Below are 25,398 nucleotides of genomic sequence, written 5' to 3'. Positions count from 1 at the left end.
TCATCGCCTGCGATTTGCGCGGGGATCGAACAGGTCGCGCAGACCATCCCCGAGCAGGTTAACGGCCAGAACCGTGACGGCTAGGCAGATGCCGGGGGCGAAGACCGTCAGGGGCGCAACGCCGAGATACAAGCGAGAGCTCGCAATCATGTTTCCCCAGCTAGGGATCTCCGGGGGCACGCCGATACCAAGAAAGCTCAGACCGGCCTCGGTCAAGATCGCGCTGGCACAAACACTAGCGCTTAAAACCATCACGGACGGGATAGTGCTCGGAAGAATGTGCCGCCACAGAACTTTCGGCAGTCGTGCCCCGCCGCAGATCGCTGCCTCTACATAAGGTCGCTCCCGCACGTTGAGAACCACCGAGCGAACCAGCCTCGCGACGCTTGGGATTTCCGGTATAGCGATCGCGACGATGAGAATACTGATTCCACGACCCGTCAGAGAAATCAGCGCTATAGCCAGTAGGATAGTGGGTATGGACATCAGACCATCCATGACTCGCATGGCGATCTTGTCGAAGCGCCGGTTGTAGCCAGAGATGACCCCTAAAAGAAGTCCGCCCAGAACCGCGCTTACCGCCGACGCCAATCCCACCAAAAGAGAGATCTGGGCGCCTAACGCGGTTCGCGCAAATACGTCACGGCCCAGGTTGTCGCTTCCCATCCACATGTCCGCGGACGGTGGTTGCAGACGGCTAAAAGGATCCATGTTCACGGGATCACCAGCGTAAAGCGGAGCGGCGATTGCCAGAATGATCAAGAGCGCCAATAGGGTGCCGCCTGCAAAGACCAGTGGACGCCGTCTCACTAGGCGGTGTAGCCCGGACAACCGGAGCCGGTCCAACGGTATAGTTTCAACGGGTGTGGAGAAGAGCTTCATGTTAATACCGAATCCGAGGATCGACCAGGGTGTAGGAAAGATCGACCGCGAGATTAATCAACACGTACAGACCCGAAATGAGGATGAGCACCCCCTGAATGATCGGATAATCGCGTTTGTTGACCGCATCGATTACTAAACGACCTATTCCGGGGATGTTGAATACCGTTTCCGTGAGGACGACCCCCCCAACTAGGCTTGCAAAGCTTAAGCCGACCACGGTGAGGATTGGAACGCCCGCATTCTTCAGTGCGTGGTGGAAAAGCATGGAATAGGCAGACGCGCCTTTGGCGGCGGCCGTGCGCATGTAGTCTTCAGATAAGACTTCGAGCATGCTCGCCCGTGTGATCCGGGCGATATACGCAATGTAGGGAAAGCTCAAAGTCGCAGTTGGGAGGACTAGATGCAGAAGCCATGGTCCAAAGCCATGGTCGATGGGTTGATATCCCTGGACGGGCAGCCAGCGTGCGCTAATAGCGAAGAAGTAAATGAGAAAGAAGCCGACGACAAACACGGGCACAGAAAAACCAAGTGTCGCGAACGCGGTCAGGATGCGATCGGCAGTACCCCCGGCCCGCCACGCCGCAAGGATGCCAAAGAATACCCCTGCTGCTATTGAGACTACCATCGTCAAGGCTGCCAGGGAAAGCGTTGGTTCAAGTCGCTGCGAAATGAGCTCGAGAACCGATTGTCCCGCAAAGATCGAGGTGCCGAAATCGCCGCCGACCAGATCGCGCACCCAGCGGATAAACTGAACTGGCAGCGGATCGCCGAGCCCTAATTGCTCGCGGACTGCGGCGATCATCTCTGGGGTGGCCTTATCGCCGGCGATGATGGCCGCCGGGTCGCCGGGTGATAACCTTAGGAGCAGGAAAACGAAGATGCCAACCATCGCCATGACGGCGATGGTTGAGACCATCCTGCGGAGGATATAAGCAGCCATCGCGCTCAGCCCTTCTGCATGTTCCACATCGGAACAATGATCGGCATTTCGATCAGACCGGTCAGGGAAGCGCGTCGCGCGATTGGTGCGGTGATTGCGCCCAAGTAAACTGAACCGACGAAATCCCACCACACTCGTTGCATCTCTCGCGCGAGCGCCTGGCGCTCCTCAAGAGTAGCTACAGTCGCCCATCTCGCGTAAAGAGCCTCATACTCGTCGTTTTTCGGCCAGCCGTACCAAGCCTTATCGCCATTCGCGAGGAAGATCGGGTTGCCAAGAACATCTCCCATGGCGAAATCGGCGTCCGAGGTTGGATAGATGCTCCATCCACCCTCATCAACCGAACCCTTATTATCCAAGCGGGCAGTCACGGTACCCCACTCGGTCGGGTCCAATTCAGCGTTGATTCCTATTTTTCTAAGGGCATTCGCGATGTACTGTGAAACGTCGCTCATCCACGGCACGTTCGTGACCTGAACAATTACAACCTTCTCCCCGGCGTATCCTGCCTCCTGAAAAAGCTGCTTGGCTTTCTCAGGATCGCCGCTCTTCTTGAACCAGCCTGTATTTTCATCGTTAGTGTATGGCGTCTTCGTTCCGAAAACCGACGTCACAGTCTTGATGTATTCGGGAGGAGAACTCGTACGCATGGCCGCTTCCTGATCAATCAGATGAAGCAACGCTTGCCTAGCCTTTAGATTGTTGAATGGCTTCTGAAGGAAGTTTATGCGCAAATACCGAACGAACCCACCTTTGTCGAGGATCTGCAGGGTAATAGCCGGATCTCCTTCCAGGACTGGAAGGAGATCCATTGGCACGCTCTCTAGATAGTCGATTTCCCCTGCCTGCAGGGCTGCAAGCGCTGTTTGCTGGTCGGCGATATTGTCCCAGATCACGCGCTCGACCTTGACAACTTTTCCGCCCGCCAATCCATCAGGAGCTTCACGACGTGGCACATACTTTTCGTTCCGGTCATAGGTGAAGCTAGCGCCGGGGCGAGCAAGTTCGTGGTTAAACTTGAAGGGCCCGGATCCGATATTTGTCGTGACCGGAATAGTCGGAGGCGTATTCGCGTCCTTCTCTCGCATAATGAAAAGACAGGGAGGAGTTAAGGTCGCCAAGGTTTCAACAAGAAGCCCCAGCGGCTCCTTCAGCGCGATTATGAAGGTCTTTTCATCTTTCCTCGAGATGTCGGTGGCCAGAGCCTTTATCAACGGCCCGCTGGACGCTGCTTCCATCCATCGACGGATCGAAGCCACACAATCATCCGAAGTGACTGGCGTACCGTCGTGCCAGCTCAGGCCGTCGCGAAGGACGAAAGTATACGTCCTTTCGTCGTCGGAAACTCCCCAGCTGTGAACCATCTGAGGCTGTGGCCTCATCTGAGAATCCAGCGAAAACAGCGTGTCATAGACGGCCGCGCCGTGATGCGCAGTGATGTAGTACGACGATATCATCGGATCGAACACACCAAGATCGCCACTTTTCACCATACGTACTGTTTGACCGATCGCCGGCGTGTTCTGAGCACGCAATATGGACGGAAAAGACAGGGCGGTTCCAGCGGCAACGCCTGCTTTAAGCAGGATCCTTCGAGAGATCGTCATGTACCTGTTCCCTTTTTTGTTTGTTAAGAATTATCTTACCCGTGGCAGTGACCCAGCCGCGTCGTTGGTGTCACGCGCGGAATTTCGCAACGCAGCTTGACTGCCACGCTAGTTAACATTGCAGCGGCGCTGTAAGTGGCCAGGGCCGAGCGAGCTCCAGAAGACGAGCTAGTCTCAAAGCAATGTCGTCACGGTGTTGCGGGGCGGTTATCATTAAGCCGACAGGCATCCCGGATCTTGTGAAGCCCGCTGGGGCCGATATTGCTGGATTCCAACTAGTGTTTGCGATGAACCCAAGTGGAGCGGGCCCGGTATTGCTCGCGTCGCGACCGTCAATAATCTCGGGAGCCGGGCCGGCCGCAGCGAACGCTTCGGTAGCAACTGTCGGTGAGACGATGACATCTATGTCTTCAAAGCTAGCAGCGAAATCTCGGCGCAATTTGCTGAGACGCCTCTCGATCTCATAGACTTCCTCAATGGTGAGCTTGGCTCCGGCAAGCAGTGACTGTTGTGGCACGTCGCTGAGTTCACCAATTCGACCGGGAAGATATCCTTCCTGACATAAATTTGACCAGGTGCGGCTTCCCACGAGCCTTCGCCAGAGTGGGCGGATTGTTTCCAGGGACAGCTCCAGCTTGCGTTTTTTGAGTCGAGCCGTGCTAATCAAAGCCTCGGCCGCGGTGTATGCGATTTCAACGATCTCAGGCTCCATCACACCGTAGCCGAAGTCGTCCGACCACCCGACCCTTAGTCCGCTGACATCTAGAGATTCAGCCAATTTCTCGTAGTTCTGATCGGGTCGAGGCAAACTCATCCGGTCGACTGGATGGTGGCCCGCCGCCACATCGAGGTAGCGCGCCGTGTCGAGAACAGAGGTCGTCAGCGCTCCTAAAACGGTGAATACCGATTCCCTCTCGAGCGGGATGCGCCCGTGGCTGGGCTTTAAGCCAACCAGGCCGGTCCAAGCGGCCGGTCCTCTGGTGGATCCCCCTCCATCGCTTGCAGTTGCCAGCGGCACCATACCCGCAGCTACAGCTGCGGCCGAGCCACCGCTACTACCGCCGGGCGTTCTCTCAGGGTTCCAGGGGTTTCGCGTTACTCCAAACGCCAACGTCGCGGTCAAATTATCCATCCCGAAATCGGGCGTCGCGGTCTTGCCTAATGGAATAGCTCCTGCGCGGCGCAGCCGCGCGACATGCACGCCGTCCGCCTGCTTCGGCTTGCTGTCGCGATAGAACACTGAGCCATAGCAGGTGCGAAGGCCGGCACAGTCTTCTAGGTCCTTCACTCCGATCGGAACGCCCGCAAGCGGCCCTGGATCCTCACCACGCGCAACCTTCTGATCGATCAGGATGGCAGAGGTTTCAGCGCCCTCTTCATCTATTTCGACGAACGCGTTCAATGTCGGATTTACTGCCTTAATTCGCTTGATAGCGTCACGGACGACCTCAGTTGCGCTGATCTGTCCGCGCCTGACACATTCCGCAATCTCGATGGCCGTTCGGCTCATTAGTTTCCCCCTTGAGAGCGATAGTTCGGCGACAGCAGCCGACTTTCCGAATTCAGAGTTCGGTTATTGCGCGCATCTTATTGCGAACCCGAACTTCAGTTATGACACATGTTTGCCATTTGTACTCCCAATCATTATGCATTTGTGATCTCATAATGGCATATTGGACGAGCTGAGGCAACGACAAAAGCTTGGAGAAAGCGCACTTGGGGAATAACCTTTCGCGACTGCTGCTCGTGTTGCGGGAGCATCACAATCAAGGCCTGTATTAGGGCGACACGAATGAGACCGTCACACGCTAGGTCCCCTGTCAGACCACAGCCGATTTCATCGCGGCGTTGAGCGACCGAGGGGATCCGTCGCTATTGGAAGCTTTCTCCACCTTGGACCATCAGAAGAAGTCGCCATCGGGACAATGGCCACGTTGCTGCCACGGGCGCTATCGCGGAGCGAAGTCGATCTTGATGTCCACGTCCGGACCGTTGGTCCCGCCCGCGGATGATGTCCAAGCAAGTCGTCTTTGAGGATGCTCCGACTGTTCGCCCGGCACATTCTTCACGCCGAGGGTTGCCGGCAAAATACGAGGAGTACTGCGGAGAATTGCGCCCTGTTTCTGGACCGTTACAGAGCGCTAAAATACCCCAACACTCTGCCTGGAATTGCCCAAACTGCCGCTACACCTCGGCTCTCGCCATTGCCAGGGCCGATAGGCACCGCGATTGAAATCGTGCTATGCAGCCTCCCGGCGGCTGCTGCAAAGCGCGCCAATGTGGCAGGTGTGCCAGAGGCCAGTTTTGAATAAGCCGCAGAAAACATTGCCGAACCGAAGATTCGCTAGCAATTCGCTGGAAGATCAAGCCTATAGACAACTGCGCCGAGCCTTAGTCGAAGGCGATTTTACCCCCGGTCAGAAAATGCCGATTCGTCGGCTTGCGTCAGAGCTGGGGACCAGTCCAATGCCAGTTAGGACAGCTTTGAGACGGTTGATTTCCGAACAAGCGCTAGACGTGCTGCCGTCAGGCACTGCTATAGTCCCCCGACTCACACGAAGTGCTTTTGCGAAACTTGGCATGGTCCGCGCTGCTCTCGAGCCGCTGGCCGTGAAGATGGCTGCTTCCAATTTCGACGGCGCTACAAAAGTGCGACTTGAGGAACTGCTGCAAGTCGAGCGAAAAGCTCGTGAGTCTGGCGATCCTGTTCAGTTACTTCGCGCCGATCGCCAATTTCTTCTTGCCTTGTATGAACCTTGTCAAACTGCGATGCTTCTCTCAATGATCGAGGCGACTTGGCTTCGGCGTGGGCCGCACTTCTGGGACGCTCGGTGGCTGATTATCGGGCGCTCCCCTAGCGGCTCGAAGCACGCCGATATCATGCGCTGTATCGTTAGCGGAGATTTTGAAACTGCAGCGCGAACGCTGCAAGAGGAGATAGAGGGCACTACAAGCTACCTTCTTGAGCGCATGTCATTCGTAGACGATCCGGTAGCAACTGCACGGCTACGCCCGCTTCGACGGAAGTGAAAGACTCGGCTTCAGCGTGTTTAGAGCCCGGTCATTGCCATTCTCATCAACTCGGCCAACTTCGTGCCGTCGTCGACCGTGAACAATGAGATTGGTCAGGCTTCGATCTCGTTTGGCTGACTTTGGATGGCTGCGATGAGAAGCCACAAAAGCCGCCTGAACCAGTTGAGCAGGAGGGAGAAGTTGTAGCCGGCGGCGGCGAGGATGGCGTTGACGGCATCGCCCTGTTGGCCGGCGAGGTAGTTGCGGCCCATCCGGTGCTCGGCCTTGATGTGGCCGATGACGGGCTCGATGGCGGAGCGGCGGCGCATCTGGCGCTTGATGGCCGGGGTGACGCGGCGTTTCTGGCCGCTGGTGAAGACCCTGAGCTTGTGGCTCTGCGGTGCGTTGTGGCCGCGATAGCCGGCGTCGGCGAGGATGCGGCCGATCTCGTTGCCGATGGTCTTTTCCATGTCGGGGATGACGCTTGCCAGCGTGTGGCCGTCATAGGGATTGCCGGGCAGTGCTTTTGCATGCAGGGCGAACTGGCCGCCCTTGGCGCGCTTCAGCGTGGTGGCCACCGACACCTTCACCCCGAACTCGTAAGGCGCATGCGCCTTGCCCTTGCCGATGCATTCCACCTCGTGCGCGTGCAGGCTGTAGATCTTGCGGCCGCGCTGGCGCTGACGTTGCTCGAGAACGGTGGCGGCCTGGTAGAGCGGCCATTTGAAGAGCGCGTCCAGCCCCGCATCGCCGGCGATCTGGCGACCAATGTCGCGAATGGTCCGGCCGAGATAGGTCTTGAGCCTGCGCAGCGCCTTGCTGGCCCGCTTGAACTGCTTGGCGTGGGCATAGCGCTGGTGGTTGATCAGCGCCAGCTTGGAGACCCGCACATAGCTCTGGCGCAAATGGAGCCCCTTCCTCTTGGCCAGCCGCACCAGCCGCTCGCGCGCCCGGTGGATGAGCTTGGCGTCGGTCGGGAACATGACGTTCTTCGGCTGCACGGTGGTGTCGACGATCACCTGGCGCGTGTCGGCCGGCTTCATCGCTCCGATCTTGACCGCAAGGCTGAGGCTCTCCTGCAACAGCGCCACGATCCGCTCCTCGCCCATGCGGCTGCGCCAGCGCGTCATCGACGAGCGGTCGAACGGCAGCGCATGGCAGAAGAACACCTCACCGGTGAGATACTGGAAATAGGGGTTCTCCACCCAGCGCTCGCACAGCACCTCGTCTGACAGGTTGAAGGTGTGCTTGAGGATCGCCAGCCCCGCCATCAGCCGGGTCGGCAGCGGCGGCATGCCGGGGCCGTCCGAATAGACGGCGCCGAAACGCTCCTCCAGCACCGGCCAGTCGATCGCCTGCGCCAGCCGCACCAGCTCGTGCTTCATGTTGATGATCTGGTCGAGCCTGGAGCGGAACAGGTCCTGCTCTCCCGTCTCGCGCTTCTCGCGTGGCCTGGACATTCGCCGTCCCCTCGATTCGCCGCCGCCGAATCGAGTGAATCACGCTCCGAAGCACAAGGGAATCGCAAAACCGAATTGCAGGAAAACAACGCCCATAAACCGCAAATCCTGCAATTCCAAAGCCACCATCCGCCGCAATCAGCATGCCAGATCAATGGCTTGCGGATAGTTCACGGTCGACGCCGTCATCTTAACAAATGCACGCCGTCCACCTTGGTCATCAAATGGTCTCCATCATCCCACACCTTGTTCCGCGAAAACGTTTGCGTCAATTTCCTCTGAAGCCCAACTCTCGTTTGGCCGGATTAAAGAAGAAGGTCGTTTCAATCTAGGCGACGGTCAGCAGCCGCCGCGGATTGCCAACCATGATTGTTTCAATCTCTGCTTCTGAGTAACCGCGCCGGCGCATGAGTGGTAAGACTCTGTCCTGAATATGAGCGTAACCGTGGCCACCAAACTCAGCGAGCCGGATCACGTGACAAATATCATGGCTTATGACGACCTGATCAAGGTGGCCTCGATCTAACAAACTTCGGATCGTCTTTAAGCGCATGCCATCGTTGGGCATATCGATGTCGGCATGAGCATAGTATGTATTTTCTTGTCCAAAGAGGTCCCACTCAAGCACCACGCCTGTGTCGGCCAGACGGAATAGTCGATCATCATCGAAGATGGTACGATCAATGTGATCGATGATTGTTCGAGGCAAATCGGCACCGTTCTCTCGAAGAAATTCCACCAGCATCCAAGGATGGTCCTGATGACGGGATGGATGGATCGTCAGTGAGGTCCCGGTTTCCTGTTGCGCCATGATTGCCGCTGTCAGAACTCGCTTCTCAAGGTCCGTCCAGGGCCATTGGCTGCCGATTTCGCCTATGATTCCAGCACGTACGTTCGTACCCCAGGCACCCAACTGAACTTGGTCAATCATCTCCTGTGCGAAGCTCTCGACAGTTCGGTGAGTGTTTTTAGGATCCTGGTAGTCTTGAACATAGTGCCCACATCCCATAACGATGTGGGCACCGCTTTGTCGCGACACGTTCACCAAACCTTCGGGATCTGGAGAAAGACCACCGATGGTTAGCTCCACAATGGTATTCCCTCCGGCACGCACCATCAGTTCGGCCTCTCGCGCAGCAAGTTCACGGTCGCGCTGCGTTGTATTTCGAGCATCAACTAGCCCACCGGTCATGATCTGGAAATACTGTCGCGAATTCGGACCGCCATCAGCAGGCATGTGTCGGCGATCAGGGCGAGTAACGTCCCAGAGAAGATGCTCATGCATTAGCGTCTTGCCAAGGACCGCAGGATCCACCAACCCAACCACAGTCTGCGCCTTGCCCCTCATCTCGTCTCTAGTAAGTCTCATTGACATCTCCCAAAGTTCGGCGGTAAGCGCCTACGCTACAGTGGTGAGGGGGCGGAGACAGCGCTTCCGCAACTCTGCAAATTCTTCTACCGCCTCAACGAACCGGTCGAGATCTCTCTGCTCTGTCGGAAGGCTAAGAGCGAGCATTCCGCGGCGAGCCAGGTAGAATCCAGCTTGCAACATATCCAAAAAAAACAGCTCTCGTATGCCGTCATCGTGGCTGGTTGACACATAGGGAGAGCGAACAATTGGATTGCAGAAATGGACCGTGGCGAGTGAGCCGACGCCCGTGAAGTGCATCGCCACCCCCGCTCGGGAAAGACGCGAGTTCAGGTCTTTACGCAGTTGTTCCCCCCGGTTGTACAAGGCCTCCGCCACCTCAGCAGTAAAGATCTCCTCCAACGCGACCTGCGCTGCCGCCATCGAGATTACATTGTTGTTGAACGTCCCAGCGTGTGGCAGGCTTCCGTCGAAGAGCGACATGATTCCGGCCTTGCCTCCGAACGCTCCAAAGCTCATTCCGCCTGCAATGTACTTCCCCAGCGTTGTCAAGTCGGGGGTGATAGACAATCGCCTCTGAAGCCCGCCGACGGACATCCGCGAAGTCATCACCTCGTCGAATATCAGGAGAGTACCAGTCTGGGCCGTCGCGCGGCGTAGCGCCTCAAGGAATTCAGTATCAGCTGGAATGCACCCGCCACTCCCAAGCATTGGTTCTACGATAACCGCCGCGAGCTTATCTCGATGTGCAAGGACCAGTTTCTCGGCAGCATTGGCATCGTTGTATTCCGCCATAATGAACGGGAATGGGACAGTCACCGCCGATGGACCGTCTGATGTAAAAAGCAAGACCCCACCATGGTATCCGCCACGGAATGCCATGATGGCGTCACGGCCGGTGAACTGGCGAGCAACGGTAAGTGCCATCAAATTGGCTTCTGTCCCGCTGTTGGTGAACCGAACCAAGTCGATCGAGGGGAAGCGGTCGCATACTAGCTTGGCCAACTTCGATTCGGCTTTGCCCACCGCAGCCAAGTTCAAGCCCCGAGCCATGGCTTCCTGTATTGCGAAATGAATTCGCTTCTCGGAATGCCCGAATAAACCGGCCGTATACTCCCCACACAAATTGACGAACTGGTGCCCGTCGATGTCCCACAGAGTACTCCCCTCCCCCCGTTCCATCGCCACTGGAAACGGATGATACATTAATACGGAGCGTGTGTTTCCCCCGGGCATTACATTCCGTGCCACGCGGTTAAGCTCGCGACTTTGTGGGTAACGAGCAACGAAGCGCTCCCGAGCCTCAGCGAGGCTAGATTCTAATGTGCTGTTATATTCCGTATCGGCATTCACAGTTTAATAACCCCTGAAAGACATGCCAGCCAACGCGGTGCCCTGGCGCTGGTCCGTCCTTGGATTTGGATTGGTTCGAGTACAAAGTCAATATTTTTGTGATCACATTTCTACATACTGTGAGCGCTCGGATTGATGTAACGGGCTCTGGCAAGCGGATCGTCGCCAGCTTCCTTCAATTCGGCTAACGGGGCGTTCCACGGCGTCGTCCAATCAACCGCTGTCAAAGCGTTATCTACCAAGGCCTATTCTCACCGATGCTGCGAATTCGTTCCTCAGATGGGATGCGAGCCGCGTGACCGCCTCTCTGCTGGACGACGAACTTTGCCGTCCGAAAGCGCGGCCTTGCGGTTAACTGCGAAAGTTCTTCCGGAAGCAAGTCCTGCCGATCGGGCCCTCCACCGCCTCGTATCCGTACGTCTTCGAACGCTACGATTTTCACATGACGTTGACCGGCCCCGTCGAACCGCGGGAACACGGCACGGTTCAAAGGTGTCTGGAGGCTGTATTCGGGTCCGCGATCAATGACGATTTCGCAATCGACTCGATCACCTTGTGCGAGCAGGAAGACCCTGACAGTGACTTCGTTGCTGTAAAGCGATTTCCATTCAACGCCCCACCGGTCGAAGTCTCAAATCGGTCCCTGTTGTCGCGCCATAGCGTGTAAGGAGAATGATAGCGCGTGTAGCGATTGTCTTGATGCAGCAACAGCCTAACGGCACTTCGCACTATTCCAGCAAGATTAAGTAAATTCGCTCGATTTAGCCATCGGGCAGGCATTGTTGCTACTGCGCCGGCGCTGCTAGGGTGAGCGTACAGCGCTGCTCCTTCTTCGCCTTCGCGGCCGTCTCGGCGCACGCGCTAAGCGCCTCCTGATTGGCGCGCACAAGGTTGCTGGCATAGACCAGGCCGCGCCATCCGCCGGGGCTTCCCGACTGTTCAGCGAAATGCCGGCGCTCCACCGATCGGCGTTCATGGCGGTTAAAGCAACGGTCATATCGACCGATCCGGGGAGCACGCGCGGCAAGAACAGCGTCAAAAGGATGCCGGCGACCAGGCCGGCCCCTCCTCCACCCCAAACCCACCAATCCTGTTCCCGACGCAGCCGGGCGCTCCTGACGTATTCGCCAAGCTCAGCCGATACGCGCTCGAGGCTTTGGCCTCGAGCTTCAATCGTGCGTCCGGCATTCGCCGAAATCCGGTCTCCGGCGCTCTGGGAGCCGCCGATGAGCCCTTTTGGGTATTCCGCTTCGCCAAGACTGGCTGGACCGGCGAAGCCAGGTGCCCGCTTTCGAGTGTCGCGAGCACCGGGCAAAGCCCCTGTCCGCTAGAACGAGCGCTGGAACCGAAGAACACCACCGATGCTGCTGTTCTGATCGGCGCTGGTCCAGTTGCTGAAGTCCGCCGCTCCGTACTTACCTGCGTTAAGGTAGTCGACTTCGGCCGTGATTGTGAAGCCGGGTACGATGGTGTAGGCGACGTTCGCCGCGATACCGAGATTTTTGCCCTGGTCATAGGAGATCTGGGTATTGAAGGCGGTTTTGTCATTGAACTTGTAGGTGCCGCCGCCCCAGATCGCCCAATGACCATACCACTGCTTGTAGAAGCCGCGGCCGCCATTGCCGAGGTAGTTCGACAGGTTGTTGTCCGTGCCATAGCCGCCCATCACCCAAAGCGACAGTTGGCTGGTAGCAGTCACGTCCAAGCGAACCTTGCCGGCGACTTCCTCGTAGTTGCTGTCGTAGGAAACGACACCGGTGATCGCACCCCAGTCCTGCTTGTATTTCACTCCACCGACGACATGCGGGACATAGCTGTCGATCGTGAATGCCTTGGAGCCTTCCTCGAGGGAGACCACGGCCGTGAAGCCATCTCCGGCGTCGAAGTAGTACTGGATGACGTTGGTGTCGGAGGTGCCATAGGGAACCAGCGTATCCTGGATCACGTTGCCGGCGTCGCCAATGAACGCATTGAAAGCCGACTTGTCCATGCCGACGCGCAGGCCACCGAGCTGGATCCAGGCGTAGTTCAGCGTGACGGGCTTGTTGTAAGCGCCGACACCACCATTGGAATCAGGGCCGAGGCCGCTTTTTGCAGTGTTGCCGAAGTTGAAGCGGGTCTCTGCGTAGGTCTTCAAGGTGCCGAGTTCGGTCTCCTGGCCAGTCCAGGTCTTCAGGCTGAAGCGGGCGTTCTTTTTCCAGGTTTCGTTGATCCCGCCGTCCTGGCGGTCGAGCGCTTGGGCGCCGTCGAAACTGCCGATGTCACCGCCACCAATGTCATAGCGGATATAGCCGCCAATGCGCAGGCAGGTTTCAGTGCCAGGGATGTAGAAGTAGCCGGCACCATAGACGTCGCAGATCTTGACGTATTCGGCCGGTTCGGGCTCGGCGACGACAACCGCATCAGCGGCGCGCGCGCCGGTGACTGCGACCAAAGCCGCAGCGGAGCCGAGAAGAAGGCTCTTGATGTTCATTTTGATCTCCACTCAAAAGATTAAAAGGCCAGGGAGTCGTTCCTCAACGACTGCATCCCTTCCCGTCCCACGATCGAGAATCCAAGCGCATCGCGCCGCTCCTCGCAGGCTGAGTGCTATCGATCGAGTTAAATAATTCAAGATATTAAGTGCGGACAGTGTCCACATGAATAAGTAATGTTGCGCTTATATCACGATTCTCTAAGTAACATCTGCACTAATAGGACGAACTGTACAAATAGAACAATCTGTACAATTGCACAAAGTTGCATTTATTGGACCCCCACATGATGGCGCGGGCCTGCTTTCGTTGACGATCCATCTGACTTGGATCGGTCACCGACGCATTGATCTGGAGATTGGTTGGCTGGGGTGAGGCGAGGCAGGCGAGCCCTTAGGCCTCCAGGCTGCCCGTTCCCGGGTCGCCTGCCAATCTAGCCGATCACGAGATGCCGCTCATGGAGCCTTTTCGTTCGTGATGACGTCGAACGCTGCCAGATCGGCATTCGCGGCGAAATCTCGTGCCGCCAAAATCACTTCTTCAGCCAAATCTTGTCTGAGCATTTCTATTGGGATGCGACCCTCGAGAAGAGATGAAGGGCGGGTCAGCCAAAGCCAGGCCAGCCGAGGATTGGCGATAGATGCGAGCACTTGCCGTATCCCTGGCGCGGGTCTGCCATCGATGAACTGAGCCAATGGGAATACATGTTTGCGCGCGCCCTTCCGTAACGCGACCACGTCGTTGTGCCGTTGCCACCAGTGGAGCGTCGACCTCGCTATGCCATAGTGTTCTTCCAGGTGCGTTGGCCCGGCAATTTGTCCGGCCCAAGCTTGTATCTGAAGGCATTCGTTTTTCTGGTTCCGCACCTTGGAGACCCAGCGCTTTGGCGTGCCCTCGATTTGCCCTGCGAGCGAAGCCTCCTGTTCGGCACTGACATCGAAGCGCCGCGCTGCTTCGGCGGCGAGCCTGCTGACAAATCCGGAGGCGAGGACGGTCAAATCGTCATGGATAGCTTGTTGGAGCGTTAGCGAAAGCGAACTGGCAACACCAATTTTGCATTCCCCCTCGCACGAGGAGATTGAATTGTGTTCCTTTACAACCTCATCGTACTGAGTGAGGACGCGTCGAACTTCTTTCGCGACCAAGCTTGAGAGCTCTTCTTGGCGAGGTCCATTTTCAATATCTGGTAATTTGGCCATCTGCGGCTTCCCCTTGCCAACATCTAGACTGCAAAAACCTCAGGCATCACAACATTGCCTAATCGCCGGTCGAGCCCAGCGATAATTCGACCATGTACCTGGCGATCTCTCCGGCTCCCAAAGTCAATGAATCGTTTGCTGAGTTACTGTCCGGATCGAAGCGCCGGGTGGCTCCAAGGCGAAGGCATACACACCGGACTGAAAAGCTCTCCAGACGCCAAATCCTCCACTGGCCATTTTTTCTGGCTGTATCCCACCGCTCGTTAGGCTTAGGCGCACCTGGCTCCCAGAACCCGTTCGGACGCAGGATCGGTGTCGATCTTCACCCGATCCTCTCAGCATGCGGGCCTAATGCCCGCACTAACCCAAAGAAACCCCCGTCGCCGTATCGAAGAAGTGGGACGTCCGGGGCTTGATGCTGAGACCGACCTCTCTTCCGAGCGCCTCACAACGACCCGGCACGCGAGCGACCAACTCCTGCCCGCCGAGATCGCAGATCAGCAGCGTCTCCACGCCGAGGTATTCCGTGTCCTTGACCCTGGCTTTGAAGTCGCCAGCGTCCTGGACTTCCAGATGCTCGGGCCGAATTCCCAACGTGATGGCGGATCCGGGGCATACTGCGTCATGTAGCGATGGTGGAATGCGCTCAGCGAACCCCGGGCCATCGAACATTGGCCCCTCTTTCGAGCCTCTACATATTCCATGGACTAAATTGATCTCGGGCGAGCCGATGAAGCTTGCCGCGAACGTGTTCGCCGGCTTCGAGTAGAGGTCAAGGGGGCTGCCGATCTGCTGGCAGACGCCGTCTTTGAGCAGCACGATGCGGTCTGCGAGGGTCATCGCTTCGACCTGGTCGTGCGTGACGTATATCGACGTCGCCCCGAGTTCTCTGTGCAATTGGCGAATCTGCGCCCGTATGTGTCCCCGGAGCTTCGCATCGAGATTGGAGAGCGGTTCGTCGAACAGGAAAAGCTTGGGGTCCCGGATGATCGCCCGCCCCATGGCGACACGTTGCCTCTGCCCGCCGGACAACTGCCGGGGCTTGCGATCCAGGAGACGCGATAGTCCGATCATGTCGGCTGTTCTCGAGACCCGCTCCGATGCGTCCTTGGACCCGACACTCCTGACGCGCAGCGGGAACCCGATGTTCTCGGCCACGGACATATGGGGATAGAGCGCGTAGCTCTGGAAGACCATCGCGATATCCCGCTCGCGCGTCTCGACGTCGTTGACTACGCGGCCGTCGATCCGCAGCACGCCCGACGTTACTGACTCCAGTCCCGCTATCATCCGAAGCAAGGTCGACTTTCCACATCCCGAAGGGCCGACGAGCACGATGAACTCGCCTTCCCTGACCTCAAGGTCGATGCCATGGAGGACTTCGAGCGCACCATAGGACTTTCGGATTCCCGAAAGACTCACCTTCGACATTCCCATCTCCTATTTTACGGCCCCGGCGGTCAGACCGCCGAGAATAAAGCGCTGACCAAAGAACATTAGAATGAGGGCGGGGACAGTCGAAAGAACCGACGCGGCGGCCATCTGTCCGTGCAGAATCTCGTTCTCTCCGGCATACGACGCGATCGCTACTGGTATCGTGTAGGTCTCCTTCGTTGTGAGATTGAGAGCGATGGAGAACTCGCTCCACGAGAACAGGAAGGACAACAATCCCGCCGCGATCAGTCCCGGGACTGCGAGCGGGAGAAGGATCACGAAAAAGACCGTCGATCTGCGGCATCCATCCACGACCGCGGCTTCCTCGAGCTCGCGCGGGATGCTCTCGAAGGCCGACATCATGAGCCAGATCGTGAGGGGAAGATTGATGACGACGTGGGTGAGGATCAAGCCCGTCAGGGTGTTGTAGAGCCCGACCTCGCGGAACAGCAGGTACCAGGGGCCAACCAGCGTTATCGGCGGGATCATGTGGAAGATGAGCGTCCAGCCAAGGAAGAGAGCGCTGAAGAGCTTGGACCACCTCCGCCATGCGAGTGAATAGGCGGCAGGCGCGCCGATCAATAACACGAGGGCGGTACTCGAGAGACCCACGATCAGGCTGTTGCCTGCGTAGGCGATGAAGTCCGAACTCTTGCCGAACAGCACCCGGTCGAAATTGACGGCGACGGGTTTGAACGGGAAAGTCCCTGTCAGGATGTCGATCTGGTATTTCAACGACACGCCTACAATCCAGACGAAGGGCGCCAGTATCGATAGGAGCGACAGCGCAACAACTGCGAGGGCAAGCCAGGACTTCCAGTGAGGGCTGGTCATCACAAAGTCCCTTTCCTTCGCTGCGCGATCCGGAATACCGCGAGATAGCCGCAGACGATAGCGATGGTGACCAGCGAGAGGAGAGCTCCATAGCCGAGCTCGTTGCTCTGGAAGAACACCTTGAACACATAGAGGCTCAACACCTCTGTGGAGACGCCAGGTCCGCCGGAGGTTAGCAGGTAGATTTGGTCGAATACTTTAAAGGCGCCGATCGACCTGAAGACGAAGGCGATGGCGATGGCGGGCCAAAGCATCGGTAGGACAACGAACCGAAGCCGTTGAAGCGAACTCGCGCCATCGACGTGGGAGGCTTGTATCACCTCCTCGGGAAGACCCTCCAGTCCCGCTAGAAGGATCAGGAACATGAACGGTGTCCAATGCCAGACGTCGACGATGATGACGGCAAGCAGCGCCGTGGACGTCGATCCGAGCATGTCCAGGCGAACACCGGCGATCTGATCGACGACGTAGGCAATTATGCCGAATTCGGGATTGTACATCAGCCGCCACATATTGCCGATCGCGACGGGCGGTATCAGGATGGGCATCAACATCAAGGTCCGAACGGCTCCTTTGCCGCGCGTCATCCGCTGCGCGGCAAGCGCGAGCATGAGACCGAGAACGAGTTCCGCGAAGGTCGAGGTGACGACGAAGGCCAAGGTGTTCAGTAAAGCGCGCCAGTAGATCCAGTCGTTCGCGAGGCGGGAGATGTTTTCGGCAAGGGCGGCTGTGCGTTGTACACCGTCGTTCGTGAACGAAATTCTCGCCCCCGCCATCCGCACGAGTTCGATCACGGGAGCAACCGTAAGCGACAAGATCAGCAGTGCCGCCGGCGCGATGGTGATCAGGCGGAAATGCCTGTCGAACAAGTCTAGAAGCCTGGTTCGTCGGCTCGCGACGACGCTCTGCGGCGGTGCGCTGTCGGTCACGGGCCTTTTTGAAACCAGAATTGTCGCCATCACATCACCCAGCGTTACCGACCGAGCGCCTCGTGGCAATTCCAGTCGGAGAATGTCGATTATTGCAGCGGAGGTAAAAGGCCCGTCTTACGGCCGCTGCGCACAAAAACGTCGTGGATCTCGGTTGCGGCTGTGTTGAGAGCTTCATTGACGGACAGTTCGCCGATCAGCGCCTGGTTCAAGCGGAGCCCGATGATCTGCTCGATCTCTGCGCCCTCCGGATATTGAAGAACTTGCTTCGCGTTCAGCGAAGCTTGCGAGTAGGGCTTCATCCATCTGAATTTCTCCTGCTGCGAAAGCGGTCCTTCGAGGACGGTTCGGCTCACGGGAATCCCTCCGGCTTCTGCGTAGTATGTCTGGGCCTCGTCGGTCAGAAAATACTTGATGAACTCCATGGCGGCTTCCTTTCGCCCAGCCGAAACATTGGCCGGGATGCCCATCTCCCATGAACCCCACACATCCTTATTCTCGCCATCCGCCGGGCGCGGCATGACCGCATAGCCGATCTTGCCAACTACGGCAGACTTTTCAGGGTCGTCCATCTGCGCTTGGGCCGCGACGACAATGCCTGCCTGTTTGACCTTTCCAGCGACGATATATTGGATCATCTCGCCTTGATCGATCGAGCCGGGGTTCGGCGGACCGCACTCCTTCGCAAGTTTGATGTAAAGTTGGAGGGCCCGCTTCACTTCAGGGCTATTGAAGGTAACAGTGAAGTCGCCGTTTGGTGCGTCTTTCTCGATGCTGCCGCCAAAACTGAGCATAAAAGTGGAAAAGGCGAACCGGATCGGGTTTCCGCGGGCTCCGCGCAGGACGACGCTGTAGTTAGCCGCGTCGCCCTTTGTTTGACACGTTTTCAGGACGTCGTCCCAGGTCTCGGGCGGCTTCTCGATCTGATCGGTTCGGTAGTACCAGAGATGGGTATTGGCGTTTGGCGAGAACGCCATTGGAACACCGCCATCCTTCATCGGCCATTGCCTGTCCTTGTTCCAGTAAAGCATGCCATCGGCATCGATGATGTTGTCGCCGAAGCTGAAGGTCGGGTCGATGTCGGTCAGCGCCGTCAGATAGTTGCCCGCGTAGAATTCAACGGCCCACGCGTTCGAGAGATTGATGATGTCGTATTCGCCGGAAGGCCCGCGAACGGCGTTGCGGGCTTTCTCGAGGAGCCCGCCCAGCGGCACGGCGTCAATGTTTACCTTGTTCCCGGTGTCGGCCTCGTATTTTTCGACAAGTGCCTCGAAGCCTCCGTACCAAGGAGAGGTATTGATCAGGATCGTTATCGGCTCCGCCGATAACACTTGGCTAGCCAGCAGAGTAGATGCAAGGAGCGCCGAGCTTCCGAGTAGCCTTGTTAGAGTTGTCATTTTCTCACTCCCGATTGATGCAGGGTTCAAATGGCTTGCCAACTCGCTCGAGGTGGCGCTCCATCGCCGATTTTTCTTCCGTAAGACCATAGCGGACGAACGTTTCCGGCGGCGCGTCGTGGCGCCAAAGGTGCCGCGTGATTGATTGTCTCAGCGCCGCCACGACCTCCGGAGCTTCCACAGGCCGCTCCTGTTGCGGGTCTGCGGCGAGATCGTAGAGCACCGTGCCGACATCAGCGAAGCCACCCTGTTGCTCCATCCAGGGTATCCGCTCCGCGAAATCACGTGCCTTGATCTTCATTACGGGCATGCTCTTCGTGAATTCGAAAGGCCCTGACATCTCCGCGCCCTCGAACTCGCGAACGTCGAAGTAGGAGCGCAGGTGGGTTGGCATCACTGTGTATTCGTTGAAGCCTTCGCCCGTGAGGGAGTCTGGAAATAGATAGTAGGTGTAACGCCCGTCCGTGGCGCAGATCGGCCCTCCGAACATACCCAAAATAAGATCACTACGCACCGGTTCGTCCGCTTCCAGCACCTTTCTGAGAGAGCATCCTGTGACCTCCGATGGTCTGCCCGCGCTCGCGAAATCAAGGAAGGTCGGCATTAGATCTGTCTGCTGCGTGAGCGCGCTACGACGCTCACCGCCTTTGGCGGCGTAGTCCGGATGGTAGATCATCAAGGGAATGTGGGAGATTTCCTCGTAGTAGGGTGTCCGGTTCTTGCCCCACCAGTCATGCTCCGAAAGCAGGAAACCATGATCGGTAGTGACGATGAGCGCGGTGTCCTCCCAAAGCTCGCCCTCGTCGAATGCATCGAGGAGCCTGCCGAACTGGTCGTCGCACATCGCGACCAGTGCCGCGTAGTTCGCCCTGATTTCCGCGATTTCGTCGGCGGAATTCGTCACCTTCTCGTAGACCGGCCAATCCAGAATTTTCCCGGTGTAGCCAGTCTCGAAAAGCTTTTTGAACCGCTCCGGAGCGTGGAACGGCTCATGCGGATCGAACGTTTCGATCATCAAGAACCAGTTTTCGGCGCCCTTGTTTCCATGCAGGAACTCCAACCCGGCGGTGAAGCACTTTACACAAGGAAATTCCCCCTCTTCCTTGTAGCGCTCGCGGTTCTTGATGTTGCTGAGGTGCTTCCATGCCTTCCAGGGCGTGTTTCCCCGGGTGACGGTTTTGGCAGTCTCGGGAATCCTCGACAACGGGTAGTGCCGGTCATCGAACATCTCCTTGAAGCGCTCCAATGGCGGCTGGACCATGGCCACCCACGTGTCATCTTCCTGTCCACGGATGAATTCCCAGCTGTCGAAAGTGTTGATGTATCCAAATCCGCCTTCCTGGAAGTAGTGTTGATGGTCCGAGATCATGTGTGTGTAGGTGCCGTGTTCCGACAGGATTTTCGGGAACGAGTTGTCGAACGGCTCCAGCGGACCCCAGGAGCGGTGCATGAAGGTCAGCCGGCCGGTGTGAAGGTCGCGCCGGGCGGGCATGCATGGGAGCCCGCCAACATAGTGGCGGTCGAACGTGATACCACGTTGGGCGAAACGATTGAAATTCGGCGTCGGGATGCCCTGCCCGCCGTAGCACTCCAGCGCCAGGCGGTTGAGCGAGTCAAAGAGGACAAAGACAGTTCGCACGCACGGCTCCATGCAGGACAGCCGACCAGACTGCCTTGTTTTTCTTCCGCTAGACGATGAAACAATGACAAAGCGATGTATAATGAATTAGTCGTACCTCTGCGATCGCCTTTTGGAATGATTGTTCCTGGATATGATGAACGCAGGATGCACGTCCGGAGGAATGGAATGGATCGCAACATCCGCGCGTTCATCGCTATCGCGAAGCACGGCAATGTGACGCTCGCAGCCCGCGACATCGGTATGGCGCAATCCTCGCTGACCAAGAAACTACGGCAGATCGAGATCGAGTTCGGGGCATCCCTGTTCGAACGCCTGCCGCGCGGCATGCGGCTGACGACCTACGGACAGGCCCTCCATCGACACGCGATCGAGATCGAACGATCGTACAGCCAAGCGAAAGAGGAGATCGTTGCAATCAGGACCGGGCATGTTGACCTGCTCCGGATCGGCGCCGGTCCGAGCATCAGTCTCTTGTACATGTCGCGTATTCTCGATCAACTTAGGTCAGAGTTTCCAAAAACCCAGCTTATTCTTTCGGCTCCCGCGAACTTATCCTACAATGCAAGACTGCTCGCAGGCGATCTGGATGTCGTCGTTGGCCGGATCGAAGCCGAACACCTCTCAGATAAAATCACCACGATCAGGTTGGCAACGTTCGAGCACTGCCTGGTCATCGGGGATAGGAAGAGCATCGCTCGCGATCCGCCGACCGCTGTCGACCTTTTGGATTTCGCCTGGATAGGGTACAGCGAGAGCATCGAGCCCGACCCCGCTCTCACCAACTTCTTCCACGCTGATGGTTTGGCACCTCCACCGCTCGCGGTGTCGACGAGTTCTTTCAATACGGCCTTGGAACTGGTCGCCGCGGGAAGATACGCTATGATCGTGCCCAACCAATTCCAGCCAATCGTCGAAGCCTCGGGTGCCGCCGCTTATCCGATCAGGACGCCTCTTCACGCCTATGAAGTCGGGGTTTCTGTACGAAGCTCCACGCTCCGTTATCCAATTGTAAAGCGGCTGACGGAAATTCTCGAAATCGAACTGGCGTCTGGTGGAACGGATCTTAATCGATGTCAGCCCGATGATTTCCGGAAAGGCGGTCGGTAAAGCGGCCGCGATGGTCGACCGTTCGCTTAATGCCGGCGCGACGTTGCTTTGCGGCGATAAGCCAGCCGGCAATCTCTATCCGCCGACGGTGCTGGAGAATGTTCCTGCAAGCTGTGATGTTTGGAACGAGGTAGTATTTGCCCCGATCGTCATTTATGCAGCCCTTCGATGAGCTGGCTGATCCGCCCGCTGCGCACCACTGCAGCCGAGGGTCACCCTTTGCGGTCCGAACCGGCCACCGGTCATCCTTCACTGGCCATCAGGATTTGCTCAGAGGAGGCAGCAAGCGAGCGGCAAGAGTCGCCTCACCGCGTCAGGAATTGTCGGAACCGTTCCGATCGGCTTGCGCCAAAAACTTCCTCGGGCGGTCCTTCCTCTTCGACGATCCCTTTGTGAAGAAAGACGACCTTGCTCGATACGTCCCGCGCAAAGCCCATCTCGTGCGTAACCACGAGCATGGTCCGTCCTTCTTCCGCCAGCGCGCGCATAACTTTGAGGACCTCACCGACGAGTTCGGGATCCAGCGCGGACGTCGGTTCATCGAACAGCATGACGCGGGGGCGCTGGCCGAGCGCACGGGCGATAGCGGCACGCTGCTGCTGACCGCCCGAAAGGTGTATTGGATATTGATTGACCTTGTCGGCGATGCCAACCTTAGCCAGAAGCGCCTTCGCCTCTTCGACGCATTCGGCGCGGGGGCGACCCTGGACATGGATCGGTGCTTCGATGACGTTCTCCAGGATCGTCTTGTGCGACCACAGATTGAAGCTTTGGAACACCATGCCAATGTGGGCGCGCAGGCGGTCAACTTGTGTGCGGTCGGCGGGCCGCGGGCCGGTCTTGGTTTGCTTCATCCGGATCGCCTCGCCGCCGATGGAGACTTCGCCCCCGGTCGGAGTTTCCAGCAAGTTGATGCATCGCAACATCGTCGACTTGCCTGAGCCCGAGGATCCGACGATGGAGACCACATCTCCATCATAGGCGTCGAGGGAGACGCCTTTGAGCACGTCGAAAGCTCCGTAGGCCTTGCGCAATTCGCGGATGCGAACGGCTGGGATCGCATCAAGTGAAGGGGTCTGCTGCGGCTGCATGCTCATACTGCATCTTCCCTCTGGATGACGACCGGCGCCGGAATAGATCTGAGATGCGGCGTCAGCCAGTGTTCCAGGAGTTGGATGGCGCGCGTGATGAGGTAATTGATGATCAGGTAGATGCTTCCCGCGACGACGAAGACCTCGACCGCGCGGTAGGTCTCGGAAATCAGTTTGGCCGCAAGACCAGTGATTTCCATCATCGTGATCACCGAGGCCAGCGCCGTCGCCTTGACCATCAGGATGATTTCGTTGCCGTAAGCAGGCAGGGCCTGTCGGATGGCGAGGGGCAGGACGATGCGTCGGAATACCGTGAAGCGGCTCATGCCGCAGGCACGGCCTGCCTCGATTTGCCCCTCCGGCACGGACTGCAGACCGCCCCGGATTATCTCGCTGCCATAGGCGGCCGTGTTCAGCGCAAGCGCGATGATAGCGCACCAGTAAGGCTGGCGAAGTATCGGCCACAGCATGCTGTAGCGAAGCGTTGGGAACTGGCTGAGGCCGTAGTAGATCAGAAAGATTTGCACAAGCAGCGGCGTCGAGCGGAACACGAAGATGTAGGCTCTCGCGGCCCACTCGAGCAGCCGTAGGCCCGAAAGCCGCAGCAGCGCCAGGATCAGGGCGATGACCATTCCGAGCGCCACCGAGATGGACATCAGTTGCAGGGTCAGCGGAACGCCGGGCAGCAGCCGCAGAAAGGCACCGAGAAGAAAGGAAAAATCCATTATCCTCTCCTCAGACCACGGGTGAAGTGCTTTTCGGCATATTGCAGCGCCCATCCCGAGGCGGAAGAGATGAGGAGATAGAGGATCGCCGCCGCCAGGAAGAAGGTGAAGGGCTGCTTGGTCGAGCCTGCGCCGACCTGCGCCTGACGCAGGATTTCTACGAGCCCCGTCACCGAGATCAGCGACGATTCCTTCAGGACGAGCTGCCAGATGTTGGCGAGCCCGGGCACGGCGAAACGCAGTGTCAGAGGCGCGATGATGCGACGGAAGGCCAGCGCGGTCGACATGCCCGTTGCGTAGGCCGCCTCGATTTCCCCGCGCGCGACCACCTGGTATGCGCCGCGGAAGACTTCCGTGTGATAAGCGCCGGACACGATGGCGATCGCAAGGGCACCGGCGAGGAAGGCCGGCAGGCTTAGAAAGCCTTGGGCCCCGAAGACCCGGCCGATGGGTGTCAGGATCGCGCTGGAGCCGAAATAGAAAAGATATATGACCAGGAGGTCGGGAATTCCGCGCAGGACCGTTGTGTATCCATCGGCGAGCGCGCGGAGGACTGTGCCCCCGGATATCTTCGCCCATGCGCCGAACCCGCCGATTATCGCCCCGGCGATGAACCCCGTCACCGCCACCGCGATTGTCATGGCGGATGCCGCAGACATGGCGGAACCCCAGCCGCCAGGCGCAAAGCTGAAGACGGTCGTCAGCCCAAAGTCATTCATGGCCAGCCACCTGCGTGACTTTGCGGTCAGGAACGTACGTCATCGCGGCGTCCCGGTGGGTGCCGAAAAGCGGGCCGGGCTGAACGCGGCTATCGGAATGGCGCTTTCGCCATCGGCGACGAGATCTCCGATGACGGAGCCGACGATAGGGCCGAGCTGGAAGCCGTGCCCGGAAAAGCCGAAAGCGTGCCAGAGATTGCGCGCGACCTGGCTGGGCCCGATGACAGGGATGACGTCCGGCATCAGCGCTTCCAGTCCTGCCCAGCTTCGCACGATGGTCGCGCGGCGCAGGATCGGGAAGAATTCGCAGACCGTCTGGGCGCTCACCACCATGCGGTCCGCGACCGTGTCGGCCGTTTCGGCATCCAGATCGGGATCGCCGAGAATACCGCCTCCAATGACGACGGTACCGGCCTCAGTCTGCTTGAAGGAGAGTACGCGGTCGATGCCGATTACCACGGGATCGATGAAATGAGGCATGCGGGACGTGACCATCAGCGTCGAGGCGAAATGCGTGCTTGGAAAATGCTCACCGACCATCGCCGCCACCTGCCAGGCCCAGGCTCCGCCGCAATTGACCACGACGTCGGCTTTGATGACGCCGCTATCCGTCATCACCTTCCAGCCCTCGGCATCTTGTTCAAGCCCGGTCACGCGCGTCCGCTCCAAGATGCGAACGCCGAGCTGTTCAGCACGCAAGCGAAAGGACTGCGTTGTGCGGAACGGATTCGCATGACCGTCCCGACGCGAGATGATGCCGCCGCGGCAAATATCGGCTGCCTGGGGAACGAGGCGCCTGAGTTCTTTGGCGTCGATCACTTCCTCGAACTTGTGGCCGAGTGAATGCATTTCGGCTACCCGCCTCTGGCACCAATCCATCTCCGCTTCGCTTTCGGCGATGCCGATCTGCCCGACGCCACCGACGAATTCGCAGTTCTTCGCCAGTTCCGGGCCCAACAAGTCGTCTAGTCGCTCCCATTGTTCCATCGCCGCCACGGACAACGGCACTTCGGCTTTATCGCGCATCAGTTGCCGCACGCCGCCCGCGTTGACGCCCGAGGCGTGGCGGCCGATGGTGTTCTTCTCAAGCACGATGGTGCACAAGCCCCGGAGCGCGAGATGGATTGCCGCGCAGCAACCGTGGATGCCACCTCCGATCACGATTGCGTCCGTCGCTGTCATTTTGCCTTTCCAATCGGTCTCGTCATGTTGCTCCCGCCT

The 25,398-nt window shown here is 58.1% G+C and carries 20 protein-coding genes and 3 pseudogenes; 4 read left to right on the top strand and 19 right to left on the bottom strand.

Annotation, left to right across the window (positions count from 1 at the left end; translation table 11 throughout):
- The 4 genes from FJV83_RS19260 to FJV83_RS19245 form a co-directional block, all read right to left on the bottom strand.
- Complete coding sequence (locus FJV83_RS19260) at positions 1-882, bottom strand: ABC transporter permease (protein ID WP_095774222.1); 882 nt, start codon at positions 880-882, stop codon at positions 1-3.
- A gap of 1 nt (position 883) precedes the next feature.
- Complete coding sequence (locus tag FJV83_RS19255; protein ID WP_095774221.1) at positions 884-1,825, bottom strand: ABC transporter permease; 942 nt, start codon at positions 1,823-1,825, stop codon at positions 884-886.
- 5 nt (positions 1,826-1,830) lie between these two features.
- Positions 1,831-3,432: an ABC transporter substrate-binding protein gene (locus FJV83_RS19250; RefSeq protein ID WP_095774220.1), complete on the bottom strand. Its 1,602-nt coding sequence runs from the start codon at positions 3,430-3,432 to the stop codon at positions 1,831-1,833.
- A gap of 112 nt (positions 3,433-3,544) precedes the next feature.
- A complete protein-coding gene (locus tag FJV83_RS19245; protein ID WP_095774219.1) occupies positions 3,545-4,942 on the bottom strand; it encodes an amidase in 1,398 nt (465 codons plus the stop codon).
- Between the two features lie 1,070 nt (positions 4,943-6,012).
- Here FJV83_RS19245 and FJV83_RS37060 point away from each other — a divergent pair.
- Positions 6,013-6,462 carry a GntR family transcriptional regulator gene (locus tag FJV83_RS37060; protein ID WP_245318194.1) on the top strand — a complete coding sequence of 150 codons (450 nt, stop codon included), beginning with the start codon at positions 6,013-6,015 and terminating at the stop codon, positions 6,460-6,462.
- 95 nt (positions 6,463-6,557) lie between these two features.
- On the opposite strand, the gene FJV83_RS19235 is transcribed toward FJV83_RS37060, so the two are convergent.
- The 3 genes from FJV83_RS19235 to FJV83_RS19225 all read right to left on the bottom strand — a co-directional run bounded on the left by FJV83_RS19235 (position 6,558) and on the right by FJV83_RS19225 (position 10,626).
- On the bottom strand, positions 6,558-7,904 hold the full coding sequence (locus FJV83_RS19235; protein ID WP_095774217.1) for an IS5 family transposase: 1,347 nt from the start codon (positions 7,902-7,904) through the stop codon (positions 6,558-6,560).
- A gap of 328 nt (positions 7,905-8,232) precedes the next feature.
- Positions 8,233-9,252 carry a hypothetical protein gene (locus FJV83_RS19230; protein WP_210248233.1) on the bottom strand — a complete coding sequence of 340 codons (1,020 nt, stop codon included), beginning with the start codon at positions 9,250-9,252 and terminating at the stop codon, positions 8,233-8,235.
- Between the two features lie 51 nt (positions 9,253-9,303).
- Positions 9,304-10,626, bottom strand: coding sequence for an aminotransferase class III-fold pyridoxal phosphate-dependent enzyme (locus FJV83_RS19225; protein WP_095774215.1), 1,323 nt, complete (start codon positions 10,624-10,626; stop codon positions 9,304-9,306).
- Between the two features lie 409 nt (positions 10,627-11,035).
- Between FJV83_RS19225 and FJV83_RS19220 the strand changes: the two are divergent.
- A pseudogene (locus FJV83_RS19220) lies at positions 11,036-11,293 on the top strand (DUF1045 domain-containing protein); the annotation flags it as partial.
- Positions 11,294-11,411: 118 nt separating this feature from the next.
- Here FJV83_RS19220 and FJV83_RS37055 read toward each other — a convergent pair.
- The 8 genes and pseudogenes from FJV83_RS37055 to FJV83_RS19185 all read right to left on the bottom strand — a co-directional run bounded on the left by FJV83_RS37055 (position 11,412) and on the right by FJV83_RS19185 (position 20,532).
- A pseudogene (locus tag FJV83_RS37055) lies at positions 11,412-11,941 on the bottom strand (DUF6118 family protein).
- Between the two features lie 12 nt (positions 11,942-11,953).
- Positions 11,954-13,099 (bottom strand): porin, encoded by a 1,146-nt coding sequence (locus tag FJV83_RS19215; protein WP_095774286.1) that lies wholly within the window; start codon positions 13,097-13,099, stop codon positions 11,954-11,956.
- A gap of 456 nt (positions 13,100-13,555) precedes the next feature.
- A complete protein-coding gene (locus tag FJV83_RS19210) occupies positions 13,556-14,299 on the bottom strand; it encodes a hypothetical protein (RefSeq protein ID WP_095774213.1) in 744 nt (247 codons plus the stop codon).
- Positions 14,300-14,659: 360 nt separating this feature from the next.
- Positions 14,660-15,730, bottom strand: a complete 1,071-nt coding sequence (ugpC, locus tag FJV83_RS19205) for a sn-glycerol-3-phosphate ABC transporter ATP-binding protein UgpC (protein ID WP_095774212.1) — start codon at positions 15,728-15,730, stop codon at positions 14,660-14,662.
- Positions 15,731-15,739: 9 nt separating this feature from the next.
- Complete coding sequence (locus tag FJV83_RS19200) at positions 15,740-16,567, bottom strand: carbohydrate ABC transporter permease (protein ID WP_245318193.1); 828 nt, start codon at positions 16,565-16,567, stop codon at positions 15,740-15,742.
- On the bottom strand, positions 16,567-17,526 hold the full coding sequence (locus FJV83_RS19195) for a sugar ABC transporter permease (protein WP_245318192.1): 960 nt from the start codon (positions 17,524-17,526) through the stop codon (positions 16,567-16,569). The genes FJV83_RS19200 and FJV83_RS19195 overlap by 1 nt, the downstream gene beginning before the upstream one ends.
- 59 nt (positions 17,527-17,585) lie before the next feature.
- On the bottom strand, positions 17,586-18,893 hold the full coding sequence (locus FJV83_RS19190) for an extracellular solute-binding protein (RefSeq protein WP_095774209.1): 1,308 nt from the start codon (positions 18,891-18,893) through the stop codon (positions 17,586-17,588).
- Between the two features lie 4 nt (positions 18,894-18,897).
- Positions 18,898-20,532, bottom strand: coding sequence for a sulfatase (locus FJV83_RS19185; protein ID WP_095774285.1), 1,635 nt, complete (start codon positions 20,530-20,532; stop codon positions 18,898-18,900).
- Positions 20,533-20,700: 168 nt separating this feature from the next.
- On the opposite strand from FJV83_RS19185, the gene FJV83_RS19180 reads away from it, so the two are divergent.
- Both FJV83_RS19180 and FJV83_RS19175 read left to right on the top strand, forming a co-directional pair.
- Entirely contained in the window at positions 20,701-21,642 is a 942-nt protein-coding gene (locus tag FJV83_RS19180) for a LysR family transcriptional regulator (RefSeq protein ID WP_095774284.1), read from the top strand.
- Positions 21,605-21,824: pseudogene (locus FJV83_RS19175) on the top strand (aldehyde dehydrogenase family protein); the annotation flags it as partial. The gene FJV83_RS19180 and the pseudogene FJV83_RS19175, both read left to right, overlap by 38 nt.
- A 123-nt stretch (positions 21,825-21,947) precedes the next feature.
- Here the strand turns inward: FJV83_RS19175 and FJV83_RS19170 are convergent.
- Genes FJV83_RS19170 through FJV83_RS19155 form a run of 4 tightly spaced genes read right to left on the bottom strand, consistent with a single transcriptional unit; the run spans position 21,948 to position 25,359 of the window.
- Positions 21,948-22,733 carry an ATP-binding cassette domain-containing protein gene (locus FJV83_RS19170; protein ID WP_095774283.1) on the bottom strand — a complete coding sequence of 262 codons (786 nt, stop codon included), beginning with the start codon at positions 22,731-22,733 and terminating at the stop codon, positions 21,948-21,950.
- Between the two features lie 2 nt (positions 22,734-22,735).
- Positions 22,736-23,458 (bottom strand): ABC transporter permease, encoded by a 723-nt coding sequence (locus tag FJV83_RS19165; protein ID WP_095774208.1) that lies wholly within the window; start codon positions 23,456-23,458, stop codon positions 22,736-22,738.
- Positions 23,458-24,177: an ABC transporter permease subunit gene (locus tag FJV83_RS19160; protein WP_095774207.1), complete on the bottom strand. Its 720-nt coding sequence runs from the start codon at positions 24,175-24,177 to the stop codon at positions 23,458-23,460. The genes FJV83_RS19165 and FJV83_RS19160 overlap by 1 nt, the downstream gene beginning before the upstream one ends.
- Before the next feature lie 39 nt (positions 24,178-24,216).
- Positions 24,217-25,359: an FAD-binding oxidoreductase gene (locus FJV83_RS19155; protein WP_095774206.1), complete on the bottom strand. Its 1,143-nt coding sequence runs from the start codon at positions 25,357-25,359 to the stop codon at positions 24,217-24,219.
- Positions 25,360-25,398: the final 39 nt, after the last annotated feature.

The sequence above is a fragment of the Mesorhizobium sp. WSM4307 genome, assembly GCF_007003945.1.
Taxonomy (GTDB): domain Bacteria; phylum Pseudomonadota; class Alphaproteobacteria; order Rhizobiales; family Rhizobiaceae; genus Mesorhizobium.
Note: the sequence above shows the minus strand (reverse complement) of the source record. Positions and strands in the feature narration are given on the sequence as shown.

Bases quoted from the DNA above. Each gene is read 5' to 3' on its own strand.
- FJV83_RS19260 (WP_095774222.1), bottom strand. From the start codon at position 882: ATGAAGCTCTTCTCCACACCCGTTGAAACTATACCGTTGGACCGGCTC.
- FJV83_RS19255 (WP_095774221.1), bottom strand. From the start codon at position 1,825: ATGGCTGCTTATATCCTCCGCAGGATGGTCTCAACCATCGCCGTCATG.
- FJV83_RS19250 (WP_095774220.1), bottom strand. From the start codon at position 3,432: ATGACGATCTCTCGAAGGATCCTGCTTAAAGCAGGCGTTGCCGCTGGA.
- FJV83_RS19245 (WP_095774219.1), bottom strand. From the start codon at position 4,942: ATGAGCCGAACGGCCATCGAGATTGCGGAATGTGTCAGGCGCGGACAG.
- FJV83_RS37060 (WP_245318194.1), top strand. From the start codon at position 6,013: ATGGTCCGCGCTGCTCTCGAGCCGCTGGCCGTGAAGATGGCTGCTTCC.
- FJV83_RS19235 (WP_095774217.1), bottom strand. From the start codon at position 7,904: ATGTCCAGGCCACGCGAGAAGCGCGAGACGGGAGAGCAGGACCTGTTC.
- FJV83_RS19230 (WP_210248233.1), bottom strand. From the start codon at position 9,252: ATGAGGGGCAAGGCGCAGACTGTGGTTGGGTTGGTGGATCCTGCGGTC.
- FJV83_RS19215 (WP_095774286.1), bottom strand. From the start codon at position 13,099: ATGAACATCAAGAGCCTTCTTCTCGGCTCCGCTGCGGCTTTGGTCGCA.
- FJV83_RS19210 (WP_095774213.1), bottom strand. From the start codon at position 14,299: ATGGCCAAATTACCAGATATTGAAAATGGACCTCGCCAAGAAGAGCTC.
- ugpC (WP_095774212.1), bottom strand. From the start codon at position 15,730: ATGTCGAAGGTGAGTCTTTCGGGAATCCGAAAGTCCTATGGTGCGCTC.
- FJV83_RS19200 (WP_245318193.1), bottom strand. From the start codon at position 16,567: ATGACCAGCCCTCACTGGAAGTCCTGGCTTGCCCTCGCAGTTGTTGCG.
- FJV83_RS19195 (WP_245318192.1), bottom strand. From the start codon at position 17,526: ATGGCGACAATTCTGGTTTCAAAAAGGCCCGTGACCGACAGCGCACCG.
- FJV83_RS19190 (WP_095774209.1), bottom strand. From the start codon at position 18,893: ATGACAACTCTAACAAGGCTACTCGGAAGCTCGGCGCTCCTTGCATCT.
- FJV83_RS19180 (WP_095774284.1), top strand. From the start codon at position 20,701: ATGGATCGCAACATCCGCGCGTTCATCGCTATCGCGAAGCACGGCAAT.
- FJV83_RS19170 (WP_095774283.1), bottom strand. From the start codon at position 22,733: ATGCAGCCGCAGCAGACCCCTTCACTTGATGCGATCCCAGCCGTTCGC.
- FJV83_RS19165 (WP_095774208.1), bottom strand. From the start codon at position 23,458: ATGGATTTTTCCTTTCTTCTCGGTGCCTTTCTGCGGCTGCTGCCCGGC.
- FJV83_RS19160 (WP_095774207.1), bottom strand. From the start codon at position 24,177: ATGAATGACTTTGGGCTGACGACCGTCTTCAGCTTTGCGCCTGGCGGC.
- FJV83_RS19155 (WP_095774206.1), bottom strand. From the start codon at position 25,359: ATGACAGCGACGGACGCAATCGTGATCGGAGGTGGCATCCACGGTTGC.